This window comes from Streptomyces sp. NPDC000348 (assembly GCF_042898795.1).
Lineage (GTDB): Bacteria > Actinomycetota > Actinomycetes > Streptomycetales > Streptomycetaceae > Streptomyces.
The window spans coordinates 693340-714730 of the sequence record NZ_JBIAZD010000001.1 but is presented as its reverse complement, the minus strand read 5'-3'; the positions used below and the strand labels follow the sequence as shown (position 1 = coordinate 714730).

Annotated in this window: 17 protein-coding genes; 10 read left to right on the top strand and 7 right to left on the bottom strand. The window is 72.7% G+C overall.

The genetic code is table 11. The features are described from left to right. Positions 1 to 297: 297 nt before the first annotated feature. The gene (gene glmM / locus ACFY3N_RS03300; protein ID WP_390814935.1) at positions 298 to 1656 is read left to right on the top strand and encodes a phosphoglucosamine mutase; all 1359 of its coding nucleotides are present in this window, start codon (positions 298 to 300) and stop codon (positions 1654 to 1656) included. An 82-nt stretch (positions 1657 to 1738) separates the two neighbouring features. Here glmM and ACFY3N_RS03295 read toward each other — a convergent pair whose 3' ends face one another. The 4 genes from ACFY3N_RS03295 to coaA form a co-directional block, all read right to left on the bottom strand. Continuing rightward, a complete protein-coding gene (locus ACFY3N_RS03295) occupies positions 1739 to 2380 on the bottom strand; it encodes a hypothetical protein (RefSeq protein ID WP_390814934.1) in 642 nt (213 codons plus the stop codon). A gap of 1 nt (position 2381) precedes the next feature. Then, a complete protein-coding gene (locus ACFY3N_RS03290) occupies positions 2382 to 7331 on the bottom strand; it encodes a ricin-type beta-trefoil lectin domain protein (protein ID WP_390814933.1) in 4950 nt (1649 codons plus the stop codon). A 467-nt stretch (positions 7332 to 7798) separates the two neighbouring features. Continuing rightward, entirely contained in the window at positions 7799 to 8746 is a 948-nt protein-coding gene (locus ACFY3N_RS03285; protein ID WP_390814932.1) for a DUF389 domain-containing protein, read from the bottom strand. A 16-nt stretch (positions 8747 to 8762) separates the two neighbouring features. Further along, positions 8763 to 9731: a type I pantothenate kinase gene (gene coaA, locus ACFY3N_RS03280; RefSeq protein WP_390814931.1), complete on the bottom strand. Its 969-nt coding sequence runs from the start codon at positions 9729 to 9731 to the stop codon at positions 8763 to 8765. Positions 9732 to 9964: 233 nt separating this feature from the next. Between coaA and ACFY3N_RS03275 the strand changes: the two genes are divergently transcribed. The 5 genes from ACFY3N_RS03275 (at position 9965) to ACFY3N_RS03255 (ending at position 14243) form a co-directional block, all read left to right on the top strand. Next, positions 9965 to 10750, top strand: a complete 786-nt coding sequence (locus ACFY3N_RS03275) for a hypothetical protein (protein ID WP_390814930.1) — start codon at positions 9965 to 9967, stop codon at positions 10748 to 10750. Between the two features lie 108 nt (positions 10751 to 10858). Further along, positions 10859 to 12706 (top strand): glutamine--fructose-6-phosphate transaminase (isomerizing), encoded by a 1848-nt coding sequence (gene glmS / locus ACFY3N_RS03270; RefSeq protein ID WP_390814929.1) that lies wholly within the window; start codon positions 10859 to 10861, stop codon positions 12704 to 12706. 85 nt (positions 12707 to 12791) lie between these two features. Further along, positions 12792 to 13163 carry a holo-ACP synthase gene (locus ACFY3N_RS03265; protein WP_073932735.1) on the top strand — a complete coding sequence of 124 codons (372 nt, stop codon included), beginning with the start codon at positions 12792 to 12794 and terminating at the stop codon, positions 13161 to 13163. Next, a complete protein-coding gene (locus ACFY3N_RS03260) occupies positions 13160 to 13300 on the top strand; it encodes a hypothetical protein (RefSeq protein WP_390814928.1) in 141 nt (46 codons plus the stop codon). Before ACFY3N_RS03265 ends, ACFY3N_RS03260 begins: the two co-directional genes overlap by 4 nt. A gap of 106 nt (positions 13301 to 13406) precedes the next feature. Next, a complete protein-coding gene (locus ACFY3N_RS03255; RefSeq protein WP_390815036.1) occupies positions 13407 to 14243 on the top strand; it encodes an RNA polymerase sigma factor SigF in 837 nt (278 codons plus the stop codon). Between the two features lie 65 nt (positions 14244 to 14308). Here ACFY3N_RS03255 and ACFY3N_RS03250 read toward each other — a convergent pair whose 3' ends face one another. Further along, positions 14309 to 15523 (bottom strand): hypothetical protein, encoded by a 1215-nt coding sequence (locus ACFY3N_RS03250; protein WP_390814927.1) that lies wholly within the window; start codon positions 15521 to 15523, stop codon positions 14309 to 14311. Between the two features lie 148 nt (positions 15524 to 15671). Between ACFY3N_RS03250 and ACFY3N_RS03245 the strand changes: the two genes are divergently transcribed. The 4 genes from ACFY3N_RS03245 (at position 15672) to tsaE (ending at position 20252) form a co-directional block, all read left to right on the top strand. Then, positions 15672 to 17105 (top strand): NAD(P)H-hydrate dehydratase, encoded by a 1434-nt coding sequence (locus tag ACFY3N_RS03245; RefSeq protein ID WP_390814926.1) that lies wholly within the window; start codon positions 15672 to 15674, stop codon positions 17103 to 17105. 234 nt (positions 17106 to 17339) lie between these two features. Further along, complete coding sequence (gene alr / locus ACFY3N_RS03240; RefSeq protein ID WP_390814925.1) at positions 17340 to 18530, top strand: alanine racemase; 1191 nt, start codon at positions 17340 to 17342, stop codon at positions 18528 to 18530. Next, complete coding sequence (locus tag ACFY3N_RS03235) at positions 18527 to 19753, top strand: alpha/beta fold hydrolase (RefSeq protein WP_390814924.1); 1227 nt, start codon at positions 18527 to 18529, stop codon at positions 19751 to 19753. The genes alr and ACFY3N_RS03235 overlap by 4 nt, the downstream gene beginning before the upstream one ends. Further along, a complete protein-coding gene (gene tsaE / locus ACFY3N_RS03230) occupies positions 19722 to 20252 on the top strand; it encodes a tRNA (adenosine(37)-N6)-threonylcarbamoyltransferase complex ATPase subunit type 1 TsaE (RefSeq protein WP_390814923.1) in 531 nt (176 codons plus the stop codon). The genes ACFY3N_RS03235 and tsaE overlap by 32 nt, the downstream gene beginning before the upstream one ends. Before the next feature lie 193 nt (positions 20253 to 20445). On the opposite strand, the gene ACFY3N_RS03225 is transcribed toward tsaE, so the two are convergent. Both ACFY3N_RS03225 and ACFY3N_RS03220 read right to left on the bottom strand, forming a co-directional pair. Further along, positions 20446 to 20625 carry a hypothetical protein gene (locus ACFY3N_RS03225; protein WP_390814922.1) on the bottom strand — a complete coding sequence of 60 codons (180 nt, stop codon included), beginning with the start codon at positions 20623 to 20625 and terminating at the stop codon, positions 20446 to 20448. Positions 20626 to 20789: 164 nt separating this feature from the next. Then, complete coding sequence (locus tag ACFY3N_RS03220) at positions 20790 to 21338, bottom strand: hypothetical protein (RefSeq protein ID WP_390814921.1); 549 nt, start codon at positions 21336 to 21338, stop codon at positions 20790 to 20792. Positions 21339 to 21391 lie beyond the last annotated feature (53 nt).

The window sequence follows — 21391 nt, the reverse complement described above, 5'->3', positions numbered from 1 at the left end:
AGGCGCTCGCGCGTACTCCGAACGCCCCGGCGGCACGCCACAGTGCTGTCGGGGCGTTCGTTTATTCATTGCTGTGGGCGTATAACGGCACAAGGCGCTCAAAGGCTAATGTGATCGGATGGTCGGACATCGTCGCTATGGCGCGTGTCCGTGGATGCGGAGCCGCACACGCATCGCGACCGTCGAACACATCACCGGCACCGCCAGCGGCACCACCGTCGACCGCGCGGACGGGTCCGACGCCTCGGCACGACCTCGGCGACGGCTTTCGATACTGACGCACCCTCAGGAGGACAAGTGGGACGACTCTTCGGCACGGACGGCGTGCGCGGTGTCGCCAACGCTGACCTGACGGCGGAGATGGCGCTCGGCCTGTCCGTCGCCGCCGCGCACGTACTGGCCGAGGCGGGCACGTTCGAAGGCCACCGGCCCACCGCCGTGGTCGGACGTGACCCACGCGCGTCCGGGGAGTTCCTGGAGGCCGCCGTCGTCGCGGGCCTCGCCAGCGCGGGCGTGGACGTCCTGCGGGTCGGCGTGCTGCCGACGCCGGCGGTCGCGTACCTCACCGGCGTGCTCGGCGCCGACCTCGGCGTCATGCTCTCCGCGAGCCACAACGCCATGCCGGACAACGGCATCAAGTTCTTCGCCCGCGGCGGTCACAAGCTCGCCGACGAGCTGGAGGACCGGATCGAGTCCGTGTACGAGGAGCACCGCACCGGCGCCCCCTGGGACCGCCCGACCGGCGCCGGCGTCGGCCGCGTGCGCGACTACGAGGAAGGGCCCGACAGGTACGTCGCCCACCTCGTCGGCGTTCTCCCGAACCGGCTGGACGGTCTGCGGATCGTCCTCGACGAGGCGCACGGCGCCGCCGCGAAGGTCTCGCCGGAGGCGTTCACCCGGGCCGGTGCCGAGGTCGTCACCATCGGCGCCGACCCGGACGGGCTCAACATCAACGACGGCTGCGGCTCGACCCACCTCGACCGGCTGAAGGCCGCGGTCGTCGAGCACGGGGCCGCGCTGGGCATCGCCCACGACGGCGACGCCGACCGGTGCCTGGCCGTGGACCACACCGGTGCGGAGGTCGACGGCGACCAGATCCTCGCCGTGCTCGCGCTGGCGATGCGGGAGCGTTCCGCACTGCGCTCCGACACCGTCGTCGCGACCGTGATGTCCAACCTCGGCTTCAAGCTCGCCATGGAACGCGAGGGCATCCGGCTCGTGCAGACCGCGGTCGGCGACCGCTACGTGCTGGAGGAGATGAAGGACAAGGACTACGCCCTCGGCGGCGAGCAGTCCGGCCACGTCATCGTCCTCGACCACGCGACGACCGGCGACGGCACGCTCACCGGCCTGCTGCTCGCGGCGCGGGTCGCCCAGACCGGCCGTACGCTGCGGGACCTGGCCTCGGTGATGGAGCGCCTCCCGCAGGTCCTCGTCAACGTGCCGGACGTGGACAAGTCCCGGGTGAAGACCTCCGCGGAACTCGCCACGGCCGTCGCCGAGGCCGAGCGCGAGCTGGGGGAGACGGGCCGCGTGCTCCTCCGCCCCTCGGGCACGGAACCGCTGGTCCGCGTCATGGTCGAGGCAGCCGACATCGACCAGGCCCGCTCGGTGGCGAGCCGCCTGGCGGACGCGGTGAAGTCGGCGCTGGGGTAGGTGCGGCGGACTTCGCACGGCGAAGGCCCGTACCCCTGACGACAGGGGTACGGGCCTTTTGCAGAGCGGCGCGCCGCGTCCGTCAGAACGTGTCGGGAACGGACTGCAGCGTCCCGTCGTCGACCACGAGCTCGTGGTAGCCGAAGCGCTCACCGAGCTCGTGGTACCGCAGGTACCGCGATTCCGTGACCGGGACCAGGTGCGCCTTCAGGACCCGCAGGAAAAGCCGGAACCCGAGGTCGGGATCGACCTCCACGACCACCTGCTCCAGCGCGGTCACCACCTCGGCCCCGTCGGCGCGGACGGCGGCCGCCACGGCCGGTGCGGCCTCGCGGATCTCCGCCAGGACCGCCTCCCTGAGCGGTCCGTCCACCGGAGGCTCCGGCGGTCCGGGAGTGAAGGACGGATCGTCGCGGCGTATCCGTTCGGCGCAGATCCGGACGACGTCGCCCAGCCATGTGCGCCCGTCCGGCCCCAGGGCGTGGCCGTCCGGGAGCCCGGTCGCCACACGCCACAGGAGGTCGGTCACCCGGGTGGGCACCGGCGACTCCAGCAGACGCAGGGCATCCTCCAGGAGCGTTGCCGCGTAGGCCCCGTCCCCCCAGTCCGCCGCGCCGGCGACGATCTCCTCCGGAGTGGCCTCGCCGGCCCAGGGACCGGCGAACCACTTGGTGAGCCCGCTGAGCCCGAAGTCGACCCAGATGTCCTGTCGTCCCGTCGTCATCTCACGGCCTCTCGCCCTTGGGGTACGCGGTGTACACCATGTAACCGGGTTTGTGCGGAGATCTCTTCAGCGTGATGGACACGACGTTCTGGGCGGCCCAACTGTCTCCGGTGTGGTGGTAGACGGTCCCCAGGGACGCCGTGCTGTCCAGCGTCACGTCGAACGAGAAGAGGTCCGTCGGGCTCTCGGAGTTCTTCGGGGTCCTCTGGATCCAGTTCTTCAGTCGGTCCTGGTTCTTCTTGTTCTGAGTCGTGGACATGCCCGTCAGCCACTTCCGCATGGCCTCGTCCACAGCGGCCTGGGCCGTGTCCAGATCCTTCCAGACACCGGTCACACCAGGGTGATTCGGGTTCTTCTCCAGTTCCTTCTTGGCCTTGTCCGCCGCCTGCTGCGGAGTGGTGTCGACGTGGTCGTCGATCGTGTGGGCCCCGCGGTCCCCCTCGTGCAGGCGCAGGTTCAGGCAGTTGTGGACGAGGACGTCCCTCGTCGGGGTGCCCGCCGTGCCCTCCGTACCCACGTAGAAGGTGTGTGGTCCGTCGACGGTCAGGTCGTACACCGCGCGCGGGGCCAGACCCGACCGGTCGTGCAACGCGCCGACGACACGGGACGTGCCGTCCGGCCCGCGCAGCCGGTCTCCGGTCCGCAGATCGGCCGTGAACGTCCAGCCGCGCTCCTCCACGTAGACCCGGTGCCAGGCCGTGCTGGTCAGGCGGGTCCCGTCGGCGAAGGAGATGTCGACGAGCCGCTGCGTGTCGTGCCGGAACGTGTCCGTGACCGGCTGAGCCGTCTGGACACCGGTCTCGAGGTCCGTCGTAAGGACCAGGTCGCCCTCGTGTACCGAGCCGATCGGCCGGCGCGTACCGTCCGCCATCAGTACCGGCGTGTCGGCCGGGAAACTGTTGACGCGGCAACTCGTCAAGGCGTCCTCGACGATGTTGACGTGCTGCTGGAGGGCCGCCAGCGTGCTCGGATCGATGTCCAGGTTCTTCAGGGCCTTGTACGCGTCGGCGACCCCGATCCCGGTCTTCAGTGCGGCGTCCAGGGCGTTGAGCGCCTCGGCGATTTTGGCGAACGCCTTGCCCGGGATGAAGTTGCTCGCGGCCCAGGCGCAGCCGCTGACGCTGCCGTGCCAGCAGTCGACGAAGTCCTGGACCAGGGCCGCCTTCAGGATCTGGTAGACGAGGGTCTGCTTGATCAGGTCGAGCTTGCTGAAGTACTGGGTGACGTCCTTCTTCAGCCCGGTGAAGCGCTCGGTCTTGATCAGCACCGTGTCCGCCGCCGGGCAGCCGGAAGACGTGGCCGGCACGTCGGGGGCGGTGCAGAGGAAGAAGTCGACCGTGGCGTCGAACGTGACCGCGAACGTGACCGTGCAGCCCTCGAACCCGATCTCGATGACGCAGTCGTTCTTCTGCTGGGCGTCGGTGACCGTGACGCTGTCCTCGTCGACGACGTAGAACGTGCCGCCGATGCCCGTGCCGGCGCCCGACGAGACCTGTTGGTTGGCCTCGTTGCGTTCGGCGGACTCCGCGGCCTCCTGGGCCTCCTCCGCGTACTTCTGGGCGTCCTTCGCGGCCTCCTCCGCCTCGGTGGCGGCGACGTCCGCGCGTTCGGCCGCCGACCGGGCGTCCCTGGCGGCCTCCTCGGCCTCCGAGGCGGCCGTGCGGGCGGCTTCCGCGTCGAGGGCGGCCTCGTCGGCGGAGTCGCGGGCGTCCTTGGCGTGGCTCTCGGCGCGGCCCGCCGCCTTGTCGGCGGCCTCCGCGTCCTCGGTGGCCTGGCGGTCGTACTCGACCGTGCGGGCCAGTGAGGCGGCGGCCTTGGACGCGGCGGTGGCGGCGTCGGCAGCGTAGCCGAGGGCCTCCTCGGCGTAGCCACGGGCGTCGGCGGCGTGGCCGGCGGCGTTGGCGGCGTGGACGTAGGCCTGCTTCGAGTCGCCGACGGCCTGGTCGGCGAGGTTCTTCGCGGCGGAGGCCTCCGCCTGCGCGTTCTTGGCGTGGGCCTCGGCGACGGCCTTCTGCTGCTCGGCGATCGACTTCGACGCCTGGCCCGTCAGCACCACCAGGCCGGCGGCCGAGTCGGTGTCGACGTAGGGGGAGCCGAGCTGGATCGCGTCGTTGGCGGGCTTGGCGACCTGGGCTGCGGCGTTGCCGGCGTCCACCGCGGCCTGGGCGGTGACGTGGGCGAAGCCCGCCGCCTTCGCCGACGCGGCCAGGGCCTTGCCGGCCTCCTTGGTCGCCTCGTCCGCGTGGGTCTTGGCGGTCTTGGCCTCCTGTTCCGCCTCGTCGGCCAGTTCGACGGCCGCCTTCGCCTCGGACGCGGCGTGCTTCGCCGCCTGGATGGCGTCCGCCGCGGCGCTGGTCGCGGTCCTCACCGCGGCGTCGGCCTTCAGCTTCGCCGCCTGGGCGTCGTCCGCGTGCGCGCGGGCCCGTTTGGCGGCGGCCTCGGCGCGGGTCGCGGCGGCGTCCGCCTCCGCGGCCGCCTGCGTCGCGGCGTCGGCCGCGGAGCGGGCCCTGGTCGCGGCGGCCTCGGCGTCGGCGGCGTGCCCGGCGGCCGCGTCGGCAGCGGCCCTCGCCTCCTGGGCGTTGCCGTCGGACTCGTGGGCCTGGGCGTACGCCTCCTTCGCGTCGGCCTTGGCGCGTGCGGCGTCGGCCTTCTGCTCGGCGTCCCAGGCGTCGTCGCGCAGGTCGCGGGCCTTGTCCCTGGCCTTGACCGCGGCGTCGCGCTTGTCGGCCGCCGTGCCCTCGGCCGCCTCGGCCTTGTCCTTGGCGTCCTTGGCCCTCGTCGCCTCGGTCTCGGCGGTCTTCCGGTGCCCGGCCGCCTCGGCCTGCTTGGCGTCGGCCTTCTTCTTCTCCGCCTCGGCGGTCTTCTCCTCGGCCTCGGCGGCCAGACGTTCGGCGTGGGCCTCGGCGGCGGCGGTCTTGGCCTCGCCCTCGGCCTTCAGGGCCTCGGTGAGCTTGGCCTCCGCGGTCTCCTTGTCCTTCTTGGCGTTGTCCCGGTGCAGCTTGGCGGCGTCGGCGGAGGCCTTCGCCTGCAGCTCGGCCTGGTACGCGGCCTCCTTGCGGAATTCCGCGTTGACCTGCGCGGCCTGGGCCAGTGCCCGCTGGGTGATGGTCTTGCTGTCACCCGCGGAGGCCCTGGTCGCGGCCTCGGCGGTCTCGGCGGCCTTGACCATGGCCGTCAGCGCCGCCACGGACCCCTTGGTGACCTGCGCCTTCTGCTGACCGGCCAGCAGACCGCGGCCTCGCGGCGCACCGGCGGCATCCGCGATCCCGTACGCGGCCTGCTCGGCCGTGTCGGACGCGGTGGCCGACTTCTTGGCGCTGTCCAGCTGGGCCCTGAGCGAGGCCAGCTGCTTCTTCGCCGCCGCCTGGGCGTCGGTGACGACCTTCTTCGCCTTGTCGAACTCCGTCTTCTCCGGGTACAGGGGACTGTCCGTGCCCTGGTGACCGGACGGCTTGATCAGGAACTTCTGCGAACCGGCGTTCTTGCAGTCCCACAGGCGCGCGTCCGTGCTCTTGGTGAACGCGCTGAGGTCCAGGCACTTGCCCGTGCTCACGCTCTTCAGGGGCGCGGTGGCACGGGGGTCGCCCTGCCAGGACTGCCCCTCGGACTTGTAGCAGTCATAGATCTGGATCTTCGTGCCGTTCGCCGACGCGTTCCCGGCGACGTCCAGGCACTTCTGCGAGCCGACGTTGCGCAGGTGGAGGTCGTCCTCACTGCCCTCGAGCGTCCACTGCTGGGCCGCGCCGCCGCTGCAGGTGTAGATCTGGACGGGCGTGCCGTTGGTCTTGCCGCCGCCCGCGACGTCCAGGCAGCTGCCCTGCGCGCCCGGCACCTCGATGGTCACCTGGCTGTCGCCGATCCAGCCCACCCCGCCGGCGGACCAGTAGTCCTGCCAGCGGGTGGCGTAGTCCGCGAGCCACGACTGGCCGAGGACCTGCCCCAGGATGAACGTTCCGTCCTGCAACGCCTTCGTGGCGGTGACGTTGGCGGAGAGGATCTGCTGCCGCTGCGTGGCCTGCGAGGCGATCTCCTGCTGCCACTCGGCGGACGCCTGCGCCACCTCCTCGCCGAGCACCCGGTTCGGGTCGATCGGGGCGTGCCACGCGCAGGACGCGAAGCGGGCCTTCAGATCCTCGACCGCGATCCGGAACTCCGGTGTGCCGGGGGACGGTGCCGTACGGGGAAAGCCGCCCGAGGCCAGGAAGATGCGGGCGTCATCGGCGAACACCCGAGGAACGAACAACTCGTTGGGTTCGATCTTCCCCGAGTTCTTCTTCCACAGCTTCCACGCCGCCTGCTCCTGCGGCGTGCCCCCGGTGGTGTACAGCGGGTCGCCGACCGCGAGCGCGGCGGCCTTGGTCTTGTCGTCGGCGGTGGGCGACGGATCGTAGAACGGGGAGAACAGGTCGATCGACTTGGCGTACGACTGGTACAGCCAGGGAAGCAGGCCGGTCTTGTCGTAGATCTCGTTCGCGCCGTCCGGTTCACCGGGGTAGGACGTCAGGCCGCTGACCGTGCCCGCCCACGCATGCTCCTGGTCGTTCGCCTTCTTGACCCACTGGTCGCTGAAGTCGCTGTCCGCGTAGGCGGCCTGATGCAGGGGGCTGTTGTTGTCGAAGAGGTCCCGCTTGAGCTTCTGGTGGAGCTGGTCGGCCGGCAGTCCGAGGGCGTTCTGCGCGAGGGCGAACAGGTTGGGTCCACCCTTGCGCAGGGCGTCGACGGCCACGCACTGGTCCTCGCGCAGCTGCTCGGCGGCCTTGCTGTCGAAGCCGTCGTACGAGTCGCTCGTCGCGGCCACGGGCTGCGGCGTGTCCTGGCCCGGTGGGCCGGGCTGGACGGCCAGGCCGGCGAGGACGGCCAGGGCGGCGACGGATGTGACGGCAGAGGTGAACGCTGCGGATGGTCGTAATCTGGGGTCGAACAACCCCGGTTTGAATCGCAAAAGGGGCATCCTTGGTCGCGAGCGTGGGCAGGCGGGGGTGACCGCCGTCCGAAAGGCGGTGGGAAACGCGGAGGTCAGCCCGCCGTCCCCGGGCGGAAAGAGACGCAGCCGACAGCAGCGTCCAAGCAGGCGTTCACAACGAGCCGATATTCCGGCATGACGAAACAAACCTCCCCGTGGCGGCACTGTTCCCCCGGCCGCTGATGGATGTGCGCGGGACGGGCTGGTCGGGTCCGGCCGCGCGGGGCGTAACACTAGACAGGAGCCCAGGTAGGGGGAAGAGAGGCCGGTTCCGCTGCCGGGGGGCGGTTGGCGAGATCTGGGCTACCGGTCGGTAGCCGTTCTCGTTCTCCGTTTCTCCCCGTTTCCTCACTCCGCAAGGGGCGCTTGTGGAGTTCCGGTGTTCGACTGGTGATCGAAGTGGTCGAATACCGAACCAAGTTGGCCGATAATCGGCAACGGTTGCTCGGGGTCCGTCAGGCGTGCGTCCGCCTGCGCAGGCGCTGGTGCTGGCCGGCCCAGAAGTACTTCTGGGCCAGCAGGGTGAGGGTGCCCGCCAGGACGATGCCGAACAGGTTGAGCAGGAGCTGTTCGGTGGAGCCCCAGGTCTGGACGGTGTCGCCGTAGCTCAGCGCCACGGCGGCGTTCGCCGCGGCCGGGACCGTCGTCACCGAGATGGCGACGCCGACCAGGGCGCCCGACTTCGCCGACGTCAGCGAGAGCGTCCCGGCCGCTCCGGCCAGGACCGCCACCACGAAGGAGAACCAGTCGGGGGCGTACACGAAGCCGGTCTGCGGCCGTTCGCCCTCCAGCTGCTCCTTGGTGAACAGCCCCACCGCGTCCATGAAGAGGCTGAACCCCACCGTCACCGCCATCGCCACCGCGAAGCCCACCAGCAGGGCGAGTGCGGAGCGCAGCGCGAGACGGGGCCGGCGCTGCACCGCCGCCGTGCAGATGCCCGCCAGCGGCCCGAACTCCGGGCCCACCGCCATCGCGCCCACGATCAGGATCGCGTTGTCCAGCACCACGCCGCAGGCCGCGATCATCGTGGCCAGGGTGAGGAACGCGAGGTAGGTGACCGAGAGGGTCGACTCCTCGTGGGTGGCCTCGGTCAGGTGCTCCCACAGCACCGCGTCCGCGCTCTCGCCCGGCGCGTCCTTCTCCGCCTTCTCGGCCCGCTCCGACAGCGTCAGGTCGATGTTCTCCACGGCGATGGAACCGCTCGTGTCCAGCCCCAGCCGCTGCAGCCCGCTGAGCAGGTCGTCGCCCGCCTCCCGCGCCACGTCGCACAGCACGACGTCCCCGGCGGGATCGCGGGCGGCGCCGGGCAGCACGCACAGGTGCGTGGTGCCCGTCGTCCCTTCTATCAGTCGGATCACGTCGTCGGTCTTCTCGGCCGGTGTGATCAGGCGCAGGTGCAGCATGGCGGCAGCGTAGCGGTCAGAGTTTGCGCAGGCTGAGGCGCTGGACCTTGTGGTCGGGGCCCTTGCGCAGCACCAGGGTGGCCCGGCCCCGGGTCGGGGCGATGTTCTCCACGAGGTTCGGCTTGTTGACGGTCCGCCACATCGTGCGGGCGTAGTCGAGGGCCTCCTCCTCGGAGACCTGGGTGTACCTGCGGAAGTACGACGACGGGTCCTGGAACGCGGTCTCGCGCAGCCGCTTGAAGCGGTTGAGGTACCAGTGCTCGATGTCCTCCGTGCGGGCGTCCACGTACACGCTGAAGTCGAAGTAGTCGGCGAGCCCGACCCGGGTGCGGCCGTCCTGGCCGGGCAGCGCGGGCTGGAGGACGTTGAGCCCCTCGACGATCAGGATGTCCGGCCGGCGCACGGTGAGCTTCTCGCCCGGGACGATGTCGTAGATCAGGTGCGAGTAGACGGGGGCGGTGACCTCCTCCTTGCCCGCCTTGACGTCGGCGACGAAACGGGTCAGCGCACGGCGGTCGTACGACTCGGGGAAACCTTTCCGCGACATCAGGCCCCGCTCCTGGAGCTCCTTCGTCGGCAGCAGGAACCCGTCCGTCGTCACCAGCTCCACGCGCGGGTGCTCGGGCCAGCGGGACAGCAGCGCGCGGAGCAGCCGGGCCACCGTGGACTTGCCGACGGCGACGGAACCGGCGACCCCTATGACGAAGGGCGTGCCCGACTGGGAGCCCTGCTCGCCGAGGAACGTGTTCAGCGCGCCCCGCAGCCCGTCGGTGGCGCCGACGTAGAGGTTGAGCAGCCGGGACAGCGGGAGGTAGATGTCCCGCACCTCGTCGAGGTCGATGACGTCACCGAGGCCGCGCAGCCGCTCGACCTCCGCCGCCGACAGGGGCAGCGGGGTCTTGTCGCGCAGCGCGCTCCATTCGGCGCGGGTGAGGTCCACGTAGGGAGTCGCCTCCGGCCGCTGCCGGTGGGCGCTCCGGGGCATCGGGGAGACCGGAGAGATCACAGTCCATTGTTAACGGAGTTCGAACACCGTGGCAGGTGGGCTGTGTCACGCCGCCCCGCCGCTGCGGCGGCCGTCCGGGATCACGCGGGGGTCACGGTCGCATACCGGCTGATCGTCTGATGATCATCTGTGCGGCGGCTGTGTTCACGATCCGTTTAAATTGCGCGCAATGCGTTGCGGAGTCCTCCGCGCCTTCGAGAAAGAGTTCCCCCGTGAGAACCACCGCCGTCCGCCGTACCGTGCTCGCCGCCTCCGCCGCCGCGCTCGCCCTGCTCGTCACCGCCTGCGGCGGCTCCGGCGACGAGGACAAGGCCGGCGACGGCAAGGGCAAGGGCGACTCGACCGCCTCCGCCGCGCCGGCGGCCAAGGCGCTCACCGCCGCCGAGCTGGAGAAGGCGGGGCTGGCGCAGGCGGACGTCAAGGACGGCAAGGTGGCGACGAAGCTGCCCGCCACGGACGACGTCGCCGCCGACCAGGTCAAGGCGGAGGACGCGGCCTGTCAGCCGCTCGCCAACGTCCAGTCGGGTGTGCCCGTGGGCTCGCCGGCCGCCACGGTGAAGCGGTCCTGGACGGGTGAGCCGCAGAAGCCGGCCGGGGACGCCGACCCCGAGGAGGCCCTGCTCGCCGGACTCGACGCGGAGAAGATGCTGATCACGCTCGCCTCCTACGAGGACGGCGGCGCCGAGCAGGTCATCAAGGACGTGGACGCGGCCGCCGGCAAGTGCGCCGGGGGCTTCGCCTTCGAGGCCGCGGGCGAGCCGCTCGAGATCCTGAAGGTCGAGAAGACCCAGGCCCCCGGCGGCGCCGACGAGGCGCTCGCGATCACGGCGGTCCTGTCCGTGGAGGAGGGCGTGGAGGCGCCCATGAAGATGGTCGTCGCCCGCAAGGGCGCCACCATCGCCTCCTTCTCCGCCGTCAACCTGGCCTCCGCGGCCACCGGCGAGGACTTCGACTTCCCGACGGCGGTCTCCGACGCCCAGCTCGGCAAGCTCGCCTGACGCCTGACACCCTCCGTTCCCACCGGTGCTTCGTGCACCGGTGGGAATTTCCGATTCCGGGCAGGCAAAGGCCTTTTCCGGCGGCTGACGGACCGTAGGCTGCCGGGCATGTGCGGAATCGTGGGATACGTGGGGCCGCAGTCGGCGCTGAGCGTCGTGACGGCCGGACTGAAGCGACTGGAGTACCGGGGATACGACTCGGCGGGCGTCGCGGTGCTGGCCGACGGCGGTCTGGCCACCGCCAAGCGGGCCGGGAAACTCGTCAACCTGGAGAAGGAGTTGGCCGAGCGGCCGCTGCCGACCGGGACCACCGGCATCGGGCACACCCGCTGGGCCACGCACGGCGGCCCGACGGACGCCAACGCGCACCCGCACCTCGACAACGCGGGCCGGGTCGCCGTCGTCCACAACGGCATCATCGAGAACTTCGCCGCCCTGCGCGCGGAGTTGACGGAGCGCGGCCACGATCTCGCCTCCGAGACGGACACCGAGGTCGTCGCGCACCTGCTCGCCGAGGAGTTCTCCGCCTGCGCCGACCTCGCGGAGGCGATGCGGCTGGTCTGCCGGCGCCTGGAGGGCGCGTTCACGCTGGTCGCCGTGCACGCGGACGAGCCGGACGTGGTGGTCGGGGCGAGGCGCAACTCACCGCTGGTGGTGGGCGTGGGCGAGGGGGAGGCGTTCCTCGCCTCGGACGTGGCCGCCTTCATCGCGCACACCCGCGACGCCGTCGAGCTGGGGCAGGACCAGGTGGTCGAGCTGCGCCGGGACGCGGTGACGGTCACCGACTTCGACGGCGGCCCGGCCGACGTCCGCGCGTACCACGTCGACTGGGACGCCTCCGCCGCCGAGAAGGACGGCTACGCCTCCTTCATGCTCAAGGAGATCGCCGAGCAGCCGAAGGCGGTCGCGGACACGCTGCTGGGCCGCATCGACGGGGCGGGCTCGCTCACCCTGGACGAGGTCCGCATCCCGGCGAACGTCCTGCGCGAGGTCGACAAGGTCGTCATCGTCGCCTGCGGTACGGCCTTCCACGCCGGGCTGATCGCCAAGTACGCCATCGAGCACTGGACCCGGCTCCCCTGCGAGGTGGAACTGGCCAGCGAGTTCCGCTACCGGGACCCGATCCTCGACCAGCAGACCCTCGTCGTCGCCATCTCCCAGTCCGGCGAGACCATGGACACGCTGATGGCCCTGCGCCACGCCCGCGAACAGGGCGCCAGGGTCCTCGCGATCTGCAACACCAACGGCTCCACCATCCCGCGCGAGTCCGACGCCGTGCTGTACACGCACGCCGGGCCGGAGGTCGCGGTCGCCTCGACCAAGGCCTTCCTGACCCAGTTGGTCGCCTGCTACCTGGTCGCGCTGTACCTGGGCCAGGTGCGGGGCACCAAGTGGGCCGACGAGATCCGCGCGGTGGTACGGGACCTGTCCTCGGTCCCCGGCGCGGTGGAGCGCGTCCTGGAGACGATGGAGCCGGTGCGGGAGCTGGCGCGGTCGCTGGCCGCCAAGAGCACGGTGCTCTTCCTGGGGCGGCACGTGGGCTACCCGGTGGCGCTGGAGGGGGCCCTGAAGCTGAAGGAGCTCGCGTACATGCACGCGGAGGGCTTCGCGGCGGGCGAGCTGAAGCACGGGCCGATCGCGCTGGTCGAGGACGACCTGCCGGTGGTCGTGGTCGTGCCGTCGCCGCGCGGCCGGTCCGTCCTCCACGACAAGATCGTCTCCAACATCCAGGAGATCCGGGCGCGGGGCGCGCGGACGATCGTCGTCGCGGAGGAGGGGGACGAGACGGTGGCGCCGTACGCGGACCACCTGATCCGGATCCCGGTCACCCCGACGCTGCTGCAGCCGCTGGTGGCGACGGTGCCCCTGCAGGTGTTCGCCTGCGAGCTGGCGACGGCGCGGGGCAACGAGGTGGACCAGCCCCGGAACCTGGCGAAGTCGGTGACGGTGGAGTAGGACCCCGCACCGTCCAAGAACGCCGCCGGGGCTCCGGTCGGGAAGGCGCCGCACCAACGGGGAGGCGCCGCAATAAGGTGCCCGCATGAGCATCATCGGAGTCGGGATCGACGTGGCCGAGATCGAGAGGTTCGCGGAGTCGCTGGAGCGGACGCCCGCGCTGGCCCAGCGGCTCTTCCTGGAGAGCGAGCTGCTGCTGCCCAGCGGGGAGCGGCGCGGCGTCGCCTCGCTCGCCGCGCGGTTCGCGGCCAAGGAGGCGCTCGCCAAGGCGCTCGGCGCGCCCGCGGGGCTGTACTGGACCGACGCCGAGGTGTGGTGCGAGGACAGCGGGCAGCCGCGGCTGCGGGTGAAGGGGACGGTGGCCGCGCGCGCCGCCGAGCTGGGCGTGCGGTCCTGGCACGTGTCGCTCAGCCACGACGCCGGGGTGGCCTCGGCGGTCGTGATCGCGGAGGGGTGAGGCCGTCGCCCGTCCTCGCCTTCCCCGGGACCGGGATCGACCTGCCGGTTTGGGGCGACGCGTTCCTCGTCGTCGCCGCCGTGCTCACCGTCGTCTCCGCCCTCGTGCGGCTGCTTCGCCGTCGCCGCCGACGATGAGATGTGAAAAGAGGGTGCGTGTATCGCGTGGACCGGGGTAGACGCGGTTGAGCCGGTGCCGGAAGTGGGGCCGATCGACCAGGGAGGGCGAACAGTGACGTCGACGATGGCGCGGACCGACCGAGCTCAGACGGTGACCGAACTGCCGGAGGTCGTCGATCCCGGCCAGGTGGCACCGAAGGACGCCCGCGAGCTGTCCAAGCAGTTCTTCCGCCGGCTGGCGGAGCTGGAGGAGGGCACGCACGAGTACCAGTACGCGCGCAACACGCTGATCGAGATGAACATGTCCCTGGTCCGCTTCGCGGCCGGCCGGTTCCGCAGCCGCGGTCCGGAGGAGATGGAGGACATCGTCCAGGTCGGCATGATCGGGCTGATCAAGGCGATCGACCGGTTCGAGCTCTCCCGCGAGGTGGAGTTCACCTCCTTCGCGATCCCCTACATCGTCGGCGAGATCAAGCGGTTCTTCCGGGACACGTCGTGGTCCGTGCACGTGCCCCGCCGGCTCCAGGAGGCCCGGGTGCAGCTCGCCCGCGCCACCGAGGAACTGCGCAGCCGGCTGGGCCGCACGCCCACGACCGCCGAGCTCGCGCAGCTGATGAGCCTGACCGAGGACGAGGTCAACGAGGCCCGGATCGCGTCCAACGGCTACAACTCCGCGTCGCTGGACGCCGCCATCGGCAGCGAGCCCGACGGGGAGAGCGTGCTCGCGGACTTCATCGGGGCCGAGGACGCCGCGCTGGAACTGGTCGAGGACTTCCACGCGCTCGCGCCGATGATCGCCGAGCTCGACGAGCGCGAGCGCAAGATCGTGCACTGGCGGTTCGTGGAGGAGCTGACGCAGGCGGAGATCGGTGAGCGGCTCGGCTGCTCCCAGATGCACGTCTCGCGGCTGCTGTCCCGCACGCTGAAGCGGCTGCGCGCGGGGATGCTGACCACGAGCTGAGGAGACGGCGGGCGCGGGGCACGCGCGGGGTGCGGCGACAGGGAGCGCCGCACCCCGCGTGTGTGTCAGCAGATCGACTGACCGCTGTTCACGAGCCGGTTGTTGCGGAACGTCGTGTTCTCTCCGCAGGGGCTCTCACGGATCGACGAGTTCGTCACCGTGAGGTTCTGGACGGTGATGTCCCGGTTGTTCGCGAACTCCGTCCGCGCCGCCAGACGGATCTCGCCGCCGCCGGTGACGGTGCCGCTCTGGGCGGCGAGGTTCACGTTGTAGCAGTTCTCGATGAGTACCGCGTTGTTGCCGGTGTTCGAGAGCGTGATCCTGTCGATGGTCGCGCCGCCGCTCTCCGACACGCAGAACACGCCCCGTCCGCCGCCGCGCGCGACGACCTCGCCGACGCGGACGTTGGTGGGGTAGGAGTCGCCGACGCGGCCGTTGCGGTTGGCCATCCGGAAGGCGGCGTACCCGGTGCCGGTGCCGGCGTTCTCCGCGTCCACCCTGGTGACGGTGGCGTTGATCGTCTGGTTCAGCAGCAGGCCCGACTCGCCCACGTTGCGGGCGGTCACCGTGCCGACGGTGAGGCCGTCGACGCCGTAGGTCTCCACGGCGTGGCTGGACGCGCCGGAGACGTACACGTTGTCGACGCGCACGTTGCGCGTCCACTGGCTGGTGTCGCCGCGGTTGTCGATGCGCACGCCGAGGCCGCGCGTCAGCCGCATGTCGATCTGGCCGAGGACGACGTTCTGCACGTTGCGCAGGAAGATGCCGTACAGCGGGGCGCCGGTGACGTTGAGGTGCTGCACCTCGATGTCGCGGGTGCCGCGGGAGTAGACCGGGGCCTGGTCGCCGGAGCCGCTGCCGGTGACGTCGATGGTGCCGCAGACGTCCAGGACCGTGTAGCTCGGCAGGGAGATGCGGGAACCGGCGGAGACGGAGCCCGAGCCGCGGACCACGACCCGTTCCTTGCTGGTGCGGCCGGAGGTCAGGCTGTTGATGGCCGCCTGTACGGCCGCGCGCATGTCGGTGCCGGTGTGGACCGTGCTGCCGCCGCGCCGGGCGGTCCAGGTGCTGCCGCTCAGTACGGCCTCGGCCTGGTAGGAGCCGTCGCCGCAGGCCGCGGCACGGGCGGGGGCCGGGGCCGCGGCGGTCGTGGGGGAGGTGGCGGTGGCCGCGGCGGTCGTGGGGGAGGTGGCGGCGGTCGCCGGGGCCGTCAGGGTGCCGGCGGCGGTGAGGAGTGCGGTGGCGCCGACTGCTGCGAGGAGTGCGGCTCTGCGTCCCATGGGTCCTCTGCTTCCGTCGTCGAACCGATTCGACTGAATCGATTCATCCTGTGGGGGGCGGCGAGTTTGGCAAGGGCATGGCAAGTAGTCAAGTGGTTGGTTCCGCCGCCGCGGGAGTCGACGGGCCGTCTGCGGGAGACTCGGACGCATGCGTACTGCGTACAGCGTGGAGACGGTCAGGACGGCGGAACGGGAACTGATGGCACGGCTGCCGGAGGGGGCGCTGATGCAGCGCGCCGCCGCCGGGCTGGCCGCGGCCTGTGCGGACGTGCTGGGGCGGGTGTACGGCAGCAGGGTCGTCCTGCTGGTCGGCAGCGGGGACAACGGCGGTGACGCCCTGTACGCCGGTGCCCGGCTCGCCCGGCGCGGCGCGGGCGTGAGCGCGGTGCTGCTCGCGCCGGAGCGCGCCCACGCCGGGGGGCTCGCGGCGCTGCGCCGGGCGGGCGGGCGGACCACGGGCACGGACGGCGCCGAAGGGCTGATCGAGCGGGCCGACCTCGTCGTCGACGGCATCGTCGGGATCGGCGGCAAGGGCGGGCTGCGTCCGGAGGCGGTGCCGCTCGCCGACGCGGCCGGGCGGGCGCGGGCGGCCGTGGTCGCCGTCGACCTGCCGAGCGGGGTCGAGGCCGACACGGGGGAGGTGCGGGGAGCGGCGGTCCGCGCCGACCTCACGGTGACCTTCGGGACGCACAAACCGGGGCTGCTGATCGACCCGGCGCGGGAGTACGCGGGGTCGGTGCGGCTGGTCGACATCGGGCTGTCGCTCCCGCGGGAGCCGGAACTGCGGGCGTTGCAGCACGCGGACGTGGCCCGGCTGCTGCCGGTGCCGGCCGCGGAGAGCGACAAGTACCGGCGGGGCGTCGTCGGGATCGCGGCCGGGTCCGCCCGCTATCCGGGGGCCGCGGTGCTCGCGGTGGCGGGAGCGCTGCGGGGCGGTGCGGGGGCCGTACGGTACGTCGGCCCCGCGGGGCGGGCCGTGATCGCCCGCTTCCCCGAGACGCTGGTGTCGGACGGGGGGCCGAAGCGCGCGGGGCGGGTCCAGGCGTGGGTGGTCGGGCCGGGCGCCGGGGACGACGCGGCGACGGTCGCGGAGGTGCTGGCGACGGACGTACCGGTGCTGATCGACGCGGACGGGCTGCGGCTGGCGGAGGCGTCGGCGGTACGGGAGCGGCGTGCGCCGACGCTGATGACCCCGCACGCGGGGGAGGCCGCGGCGCTGCTCGGGGTCGAGCGGGGGGAGGTCGAGGCCAGCCGGCTCGCCGCGGTGCGGGAGCTGGCGGGGCGGTACGGGGCGACGGTGCTGCTGAAGGGGTCCACGACCCTGATCGCGGGGCCGGGCGGCGGTGCGGTGCGGGTGAACCCCACGGGTACGTCGTGGCTGGCCACGGCCGGCAGCGGGGACGTGCTGTCGGGGCTGGCGGGGTCGTTGCTGGCGGCGGGGCTGTCGGCGGTGGACGCGGCGAGCGCGGGGGCGTACCTGCACGGGCTGGCGGGGCGGTTCGCGGCGGACGGGGCGCCGATGGGGGCGCACGACGTGGCGGAGGGGATCGCGGGGGCGTGGCGGAGTGTGGTGCGGGGGTGAGGTGGGTGCTCGGCGTGGGGGCGGGGGTGGGATGCGCGGCCCGGCGCTTACGGGGTGCCTCCCCCCCCAGAGGGGGACCCCCGGCGCCCACCCTCCCCCACTCTCGGCTCCTCCCCCACTCTCGGCTTCGCTCGAGCGGGGGGATCCCCATGAGCGGGGGGACCCCCATCGCCCCTGTGGCACGACTGCCCGCGGCCTGCGGGGGCGGCGGGGGGCTCTGAGAGACTGGGACGGATGAACGAGACAGTTGCCCCGGGGGGTGCGGAGCTGCGGGCCCGTGCCGAGATCGACCTGGCTGCCGTACGGGCCAATGTGCGGACCCTGCGCGAGCGCGCGCCCGGTGCCGCCTTCATGGCCGTGGTCAAGGCCGACGGGTACGGGCACGGCGCCGTCGCGTGCGCCCGGGCGGCCGTCGAGGCCGGGGCGACCTGGCTGGGCACCGCCACCCCGCAGGAGGCGCTCGCGCTGCGCGCGCCCGGTGCCGGGCTGCCGGACGGCGTACGGATCATGTGCTGGCTGTGGACGCCCGGCGGGCCCTGGCGGGAGGCGATCGAGGCCGGCCTCGACGTGTCCCTGAGCGGCATGTGGGCGCTGGACGAGGTCACCCGGGCGGCCCGGCTCGCGGGGCGGCCCGCGCGGGTGCAGCTCAAGGCCGACACCGGGCTCGGGCGGGGCGGCTGCCAGCCCGGTGACGACTGGGCGGAGCTGGTCGCGGGGGCGCTGCGCGCCGAGGCCGAGGGGCTGCTGCGGGTCACCGGCCTGTGGTCGCACTTCGCCCGCGCCGACGAGCCGGGGCACCCCTCCGTCGCCGCCCAGCTGACCCGGTTCCGGGAGATGACCGCGTACGCCGAGGGGCGGGGAGTCGACCCCGAGGTGCGGCACATCGCCAACTCGCCCGCCACCCTCACCCTTCCCGAGAGCCACTTCGACCTCGTCCGCCCCGGCATCGCGATGTACGGCGTCTCGCCCAGCCCCGAGGTCGGCACCCCCGCCGACCTCGGACTGCGTCCGGCGATGACCCTGTCCGCCTCGTTGGCCCTGGTCAAGCACGTCCCCGGCGGGCACGGCGTCAGCTACGGCCACCACTACGTCACCCCGGGCGCCACCACCCTCGGCCTCGTCCCGCTCGGCTACGCGGACGGCGTCCCGCGCCACGCCTCCTCCACCGGGCCGGTGCTGGTCGAGGGCAAGTGGCGCACGGTCGCCGGGCGGGTCGCGATGGACCAGTTCGTCGTCGACCTGGGCGGGGACGAGCCGGAGCCGGGCGCCGAGGCCGTCCTCTTCGGGCCCGGCGACCGCGGTGAGCCCACCGCCGAGGACTGGGCGCAGGCGGCCGGGACCATCGCGTACGAGATCGTCACCCGGATCGGAACCCGCGTCCCGCGCGTCTACGTCAACGACGGGAACGAGGGGAGCGGTACGTGAGCGAGGGCATCGCGGAGGCCGCCGCCTCCGCAGCCTCCTCCGCGGCCGGCGGAGGCTGGCGCCGGGCCACCGGCGTCGCGGGGGTCGCGATAGGCGTGCTCGCCACCGGGGCCGCCGCGGGCGTCGCGATAGAGCGGATGACGGTCGGCCGGGGCATGCGCCAGAAGGCCCGGCTCGCCCTCGACTCCGCGGGACCGTACGGCGCGCTGCGCGGCACCCCCGGCAAGGCGTACGCCGACGACGGCACCGAGCTGTACTACGAGGCCGACGACGTCGACCCCGCCCCGACCCCCGAGCGCCGGCGCCGGCTGTTCGGCCGCAAGGCCCCAGCCCCGGTCACCGTCGTCTTCAGCCACGGCTACTGCCTCAGCCAGGACTCCTGGCACTTCCAGCGGGCCGCGCTGCGGGGCGTCGTGCGGACCGTGCACTGGGACCAGCGCAGCCACGGCCGCTCGGCGCGGGGCGCGGCGCAGGTGGAGCGGGGCGAGCCGGTCACCATCGAGCAGCTGGGGCGGGACCTGAAGGCCGTCATCGACGCGGCGGCCCCCGAGGGCCCGCTCGTGCTGGTCGGTCACTCCATGGGCGGGATGACGGTGATGGCCCTCGCCGACCAGTACCCGGAGCTGGTTCGGGAGCGGGTGGTGGGCGTCGCCCTGGTCGGTACGTCGTCGGGGCGGCTCGGCGAGGTCAACTTCGGGCTGCCGGTGGCCGGCGTCAACGCGGTGCGGCGGGTGCTGCCGGGGGTGCTGAGGGCGCTGGGGCAGCGGGCCGAGCTGGTGGAGCGGGGGCGCCGGGCGACGGCGGACCTGTTCGCCGGGGTGATCAAGCGGTACTCGTTCGCGTCCCGTGACGTGGACCCGGCGATCGCCCGGTTCGCCGAGCGGATGATCGAGGGCACGCCGATCGACGTGGTCGCCGAGTACTACCCGGCGTTCAACGACCACGACAAGACCGAGGCCCTCGCCCACTTCGCCGGCCTGCCGGTGCTGGTGCTGGCCGGGGTGGGGGACCTGGTGACGCCGAGCGAGCACAGCGAGGCGATCGCCGGTCTGCTGCCCGACGCGGAACTGGTGCTGGTCCCGGACGCCGGGCACCTGGTGATGCTGGAGCACCCGGAGGTGGTCACCGACCGCCTCGCCGACCTGCTCACCCGCGTGGGCGCGGTGCCCGCAGGGGCTACCGTTGACGGCTATGGAAGCAGCAGCACCGCACGACCCGGCTGAGCCGACCCCGACCGCGAACCCCGTCGGACTGACCGTCACCTCCCCCGAACAGATGCGCGAGCTGGGGCGCAGGCTCGCCAAACTGCTGCGCGCCGGTGATCTGGTCCTGCTCTCGGGCGAGCTCGGCGCGGGCAAGACGACGCTGACCCGGGGGCTCGGCGAGGGGCTCGGCGTACGGGGCGCGGTCACCTCGCCGACGTTCGTGATCGCCCGGGTGCACCCGTCGCTGGGGGACGGTCCGCCGCTGGTCCACGTCGACGCGTACCGGCTCTCCGGCGGTCTGGACGAGATGGAGGACCTCGATCTCGACGTCTCGCTGCCGGAGTCGGTGATCGTCGTGGAGTGGGGCGAGGGCAAGGTCGAGGAGCTGACCGAGGACCGTCTCCAGGTCGTCATCCACCGGGCGGTCGGCGACACCACCGACGAGGTGCGCCGGGTGACCGTGACCGGCCTGGGCGCCCGCTGGGCGGTGGCCGACCTGACCGTGCTGTCGGTCTGACGGTGTCGTCCGGGCGTCCCACCGGCCCGGCCGTGCCGTCGGCCCGAGGGGTCGTCCGGGTGTCCTGCCGACCTGACTGTGCTGTTGGCCCGGCGGTGCCCGCCCGGGCGTCCCACCGGCCCGGCCGTGCTGTTGGCCCGGCGGTGCCCGCCCGGGTGTCCTGTCGGCCCGGCCGTGCCGTCGGCCCGAGGGGTTACGCGGCCTCGCGGTGGTCCTTCGCCGGTTCGCAGGGCCGGGGTTCCGGCGCGCGGGGCGGGGTGGAGACCGCGGCGGCCGCGGCGCAGGCCGCCAGCAGGTCGCGCATCGGTATCGCGGGGACCGGCTGGGGCCGCGACTGCGCCGTGGTGCGACGGGCGCTCTGGTGGGCCGGCATGGACGCCTCCTGAAGGACGGGGGCGGGCGTGGTTAGGTAGACCTAACCACGGGCTGGATACCATGTGACCACGCCCGGGAGGCCGAACGCAACATCTTGCCGACGTCTTGTCGGAACGTACGGGCCCCGTTCACGGGATCCGGCCGGAACGCGCACACCGGGACTCACCGCACGACGACGACCTTCCGCCCGATCGTCGCGAACTCCCACATCGCCGCGCCGTCCTCGCGGGTCTGGCGGACGCCGCCCGTCGGCTCCTCCGGGTCGAGCCGCGGCGCCGAGCCGTCGACCGCCGCGCTGAACCCGATCGACGTGCCGTCGACGGAGGCGAACCGCACCACGTGCTCGACCGGGACGCCGTCCGATCCGGTGACCGTGCCGGTCCGGGACGTGACCCGGTAGGTGCCCGGCGCCGGGTCCACCGTGCTGGGGCTGACCCCGTAGGTGCGCCGCACCTCGCCGCCCTCCCCGACCAGCCACACCCGGTCGACGTCCAGCGCGTACACGACCCGCTCGCCCGTCCCCGACCGTACGGGCAGGGCGGCGGGGTGGTTCCCCTCCCGGAGGGTCTCGTGGACGGCCGCCGCGGTGCCGGGCGCCGGAGGGCGCAGCTCGGCCGGGACGGTCACCGCCGCCCGGTGGCCGAGGTAGCCGACCGTCGCGAGGGCCGCCGCGGTCAGCCCCGCCACGATCACCGAACTGGTGCCTGCCACCGCCGTCACCTCTGTCCCGTTCTGCCCCGCTATCCACGTACGCCGTCGTGACC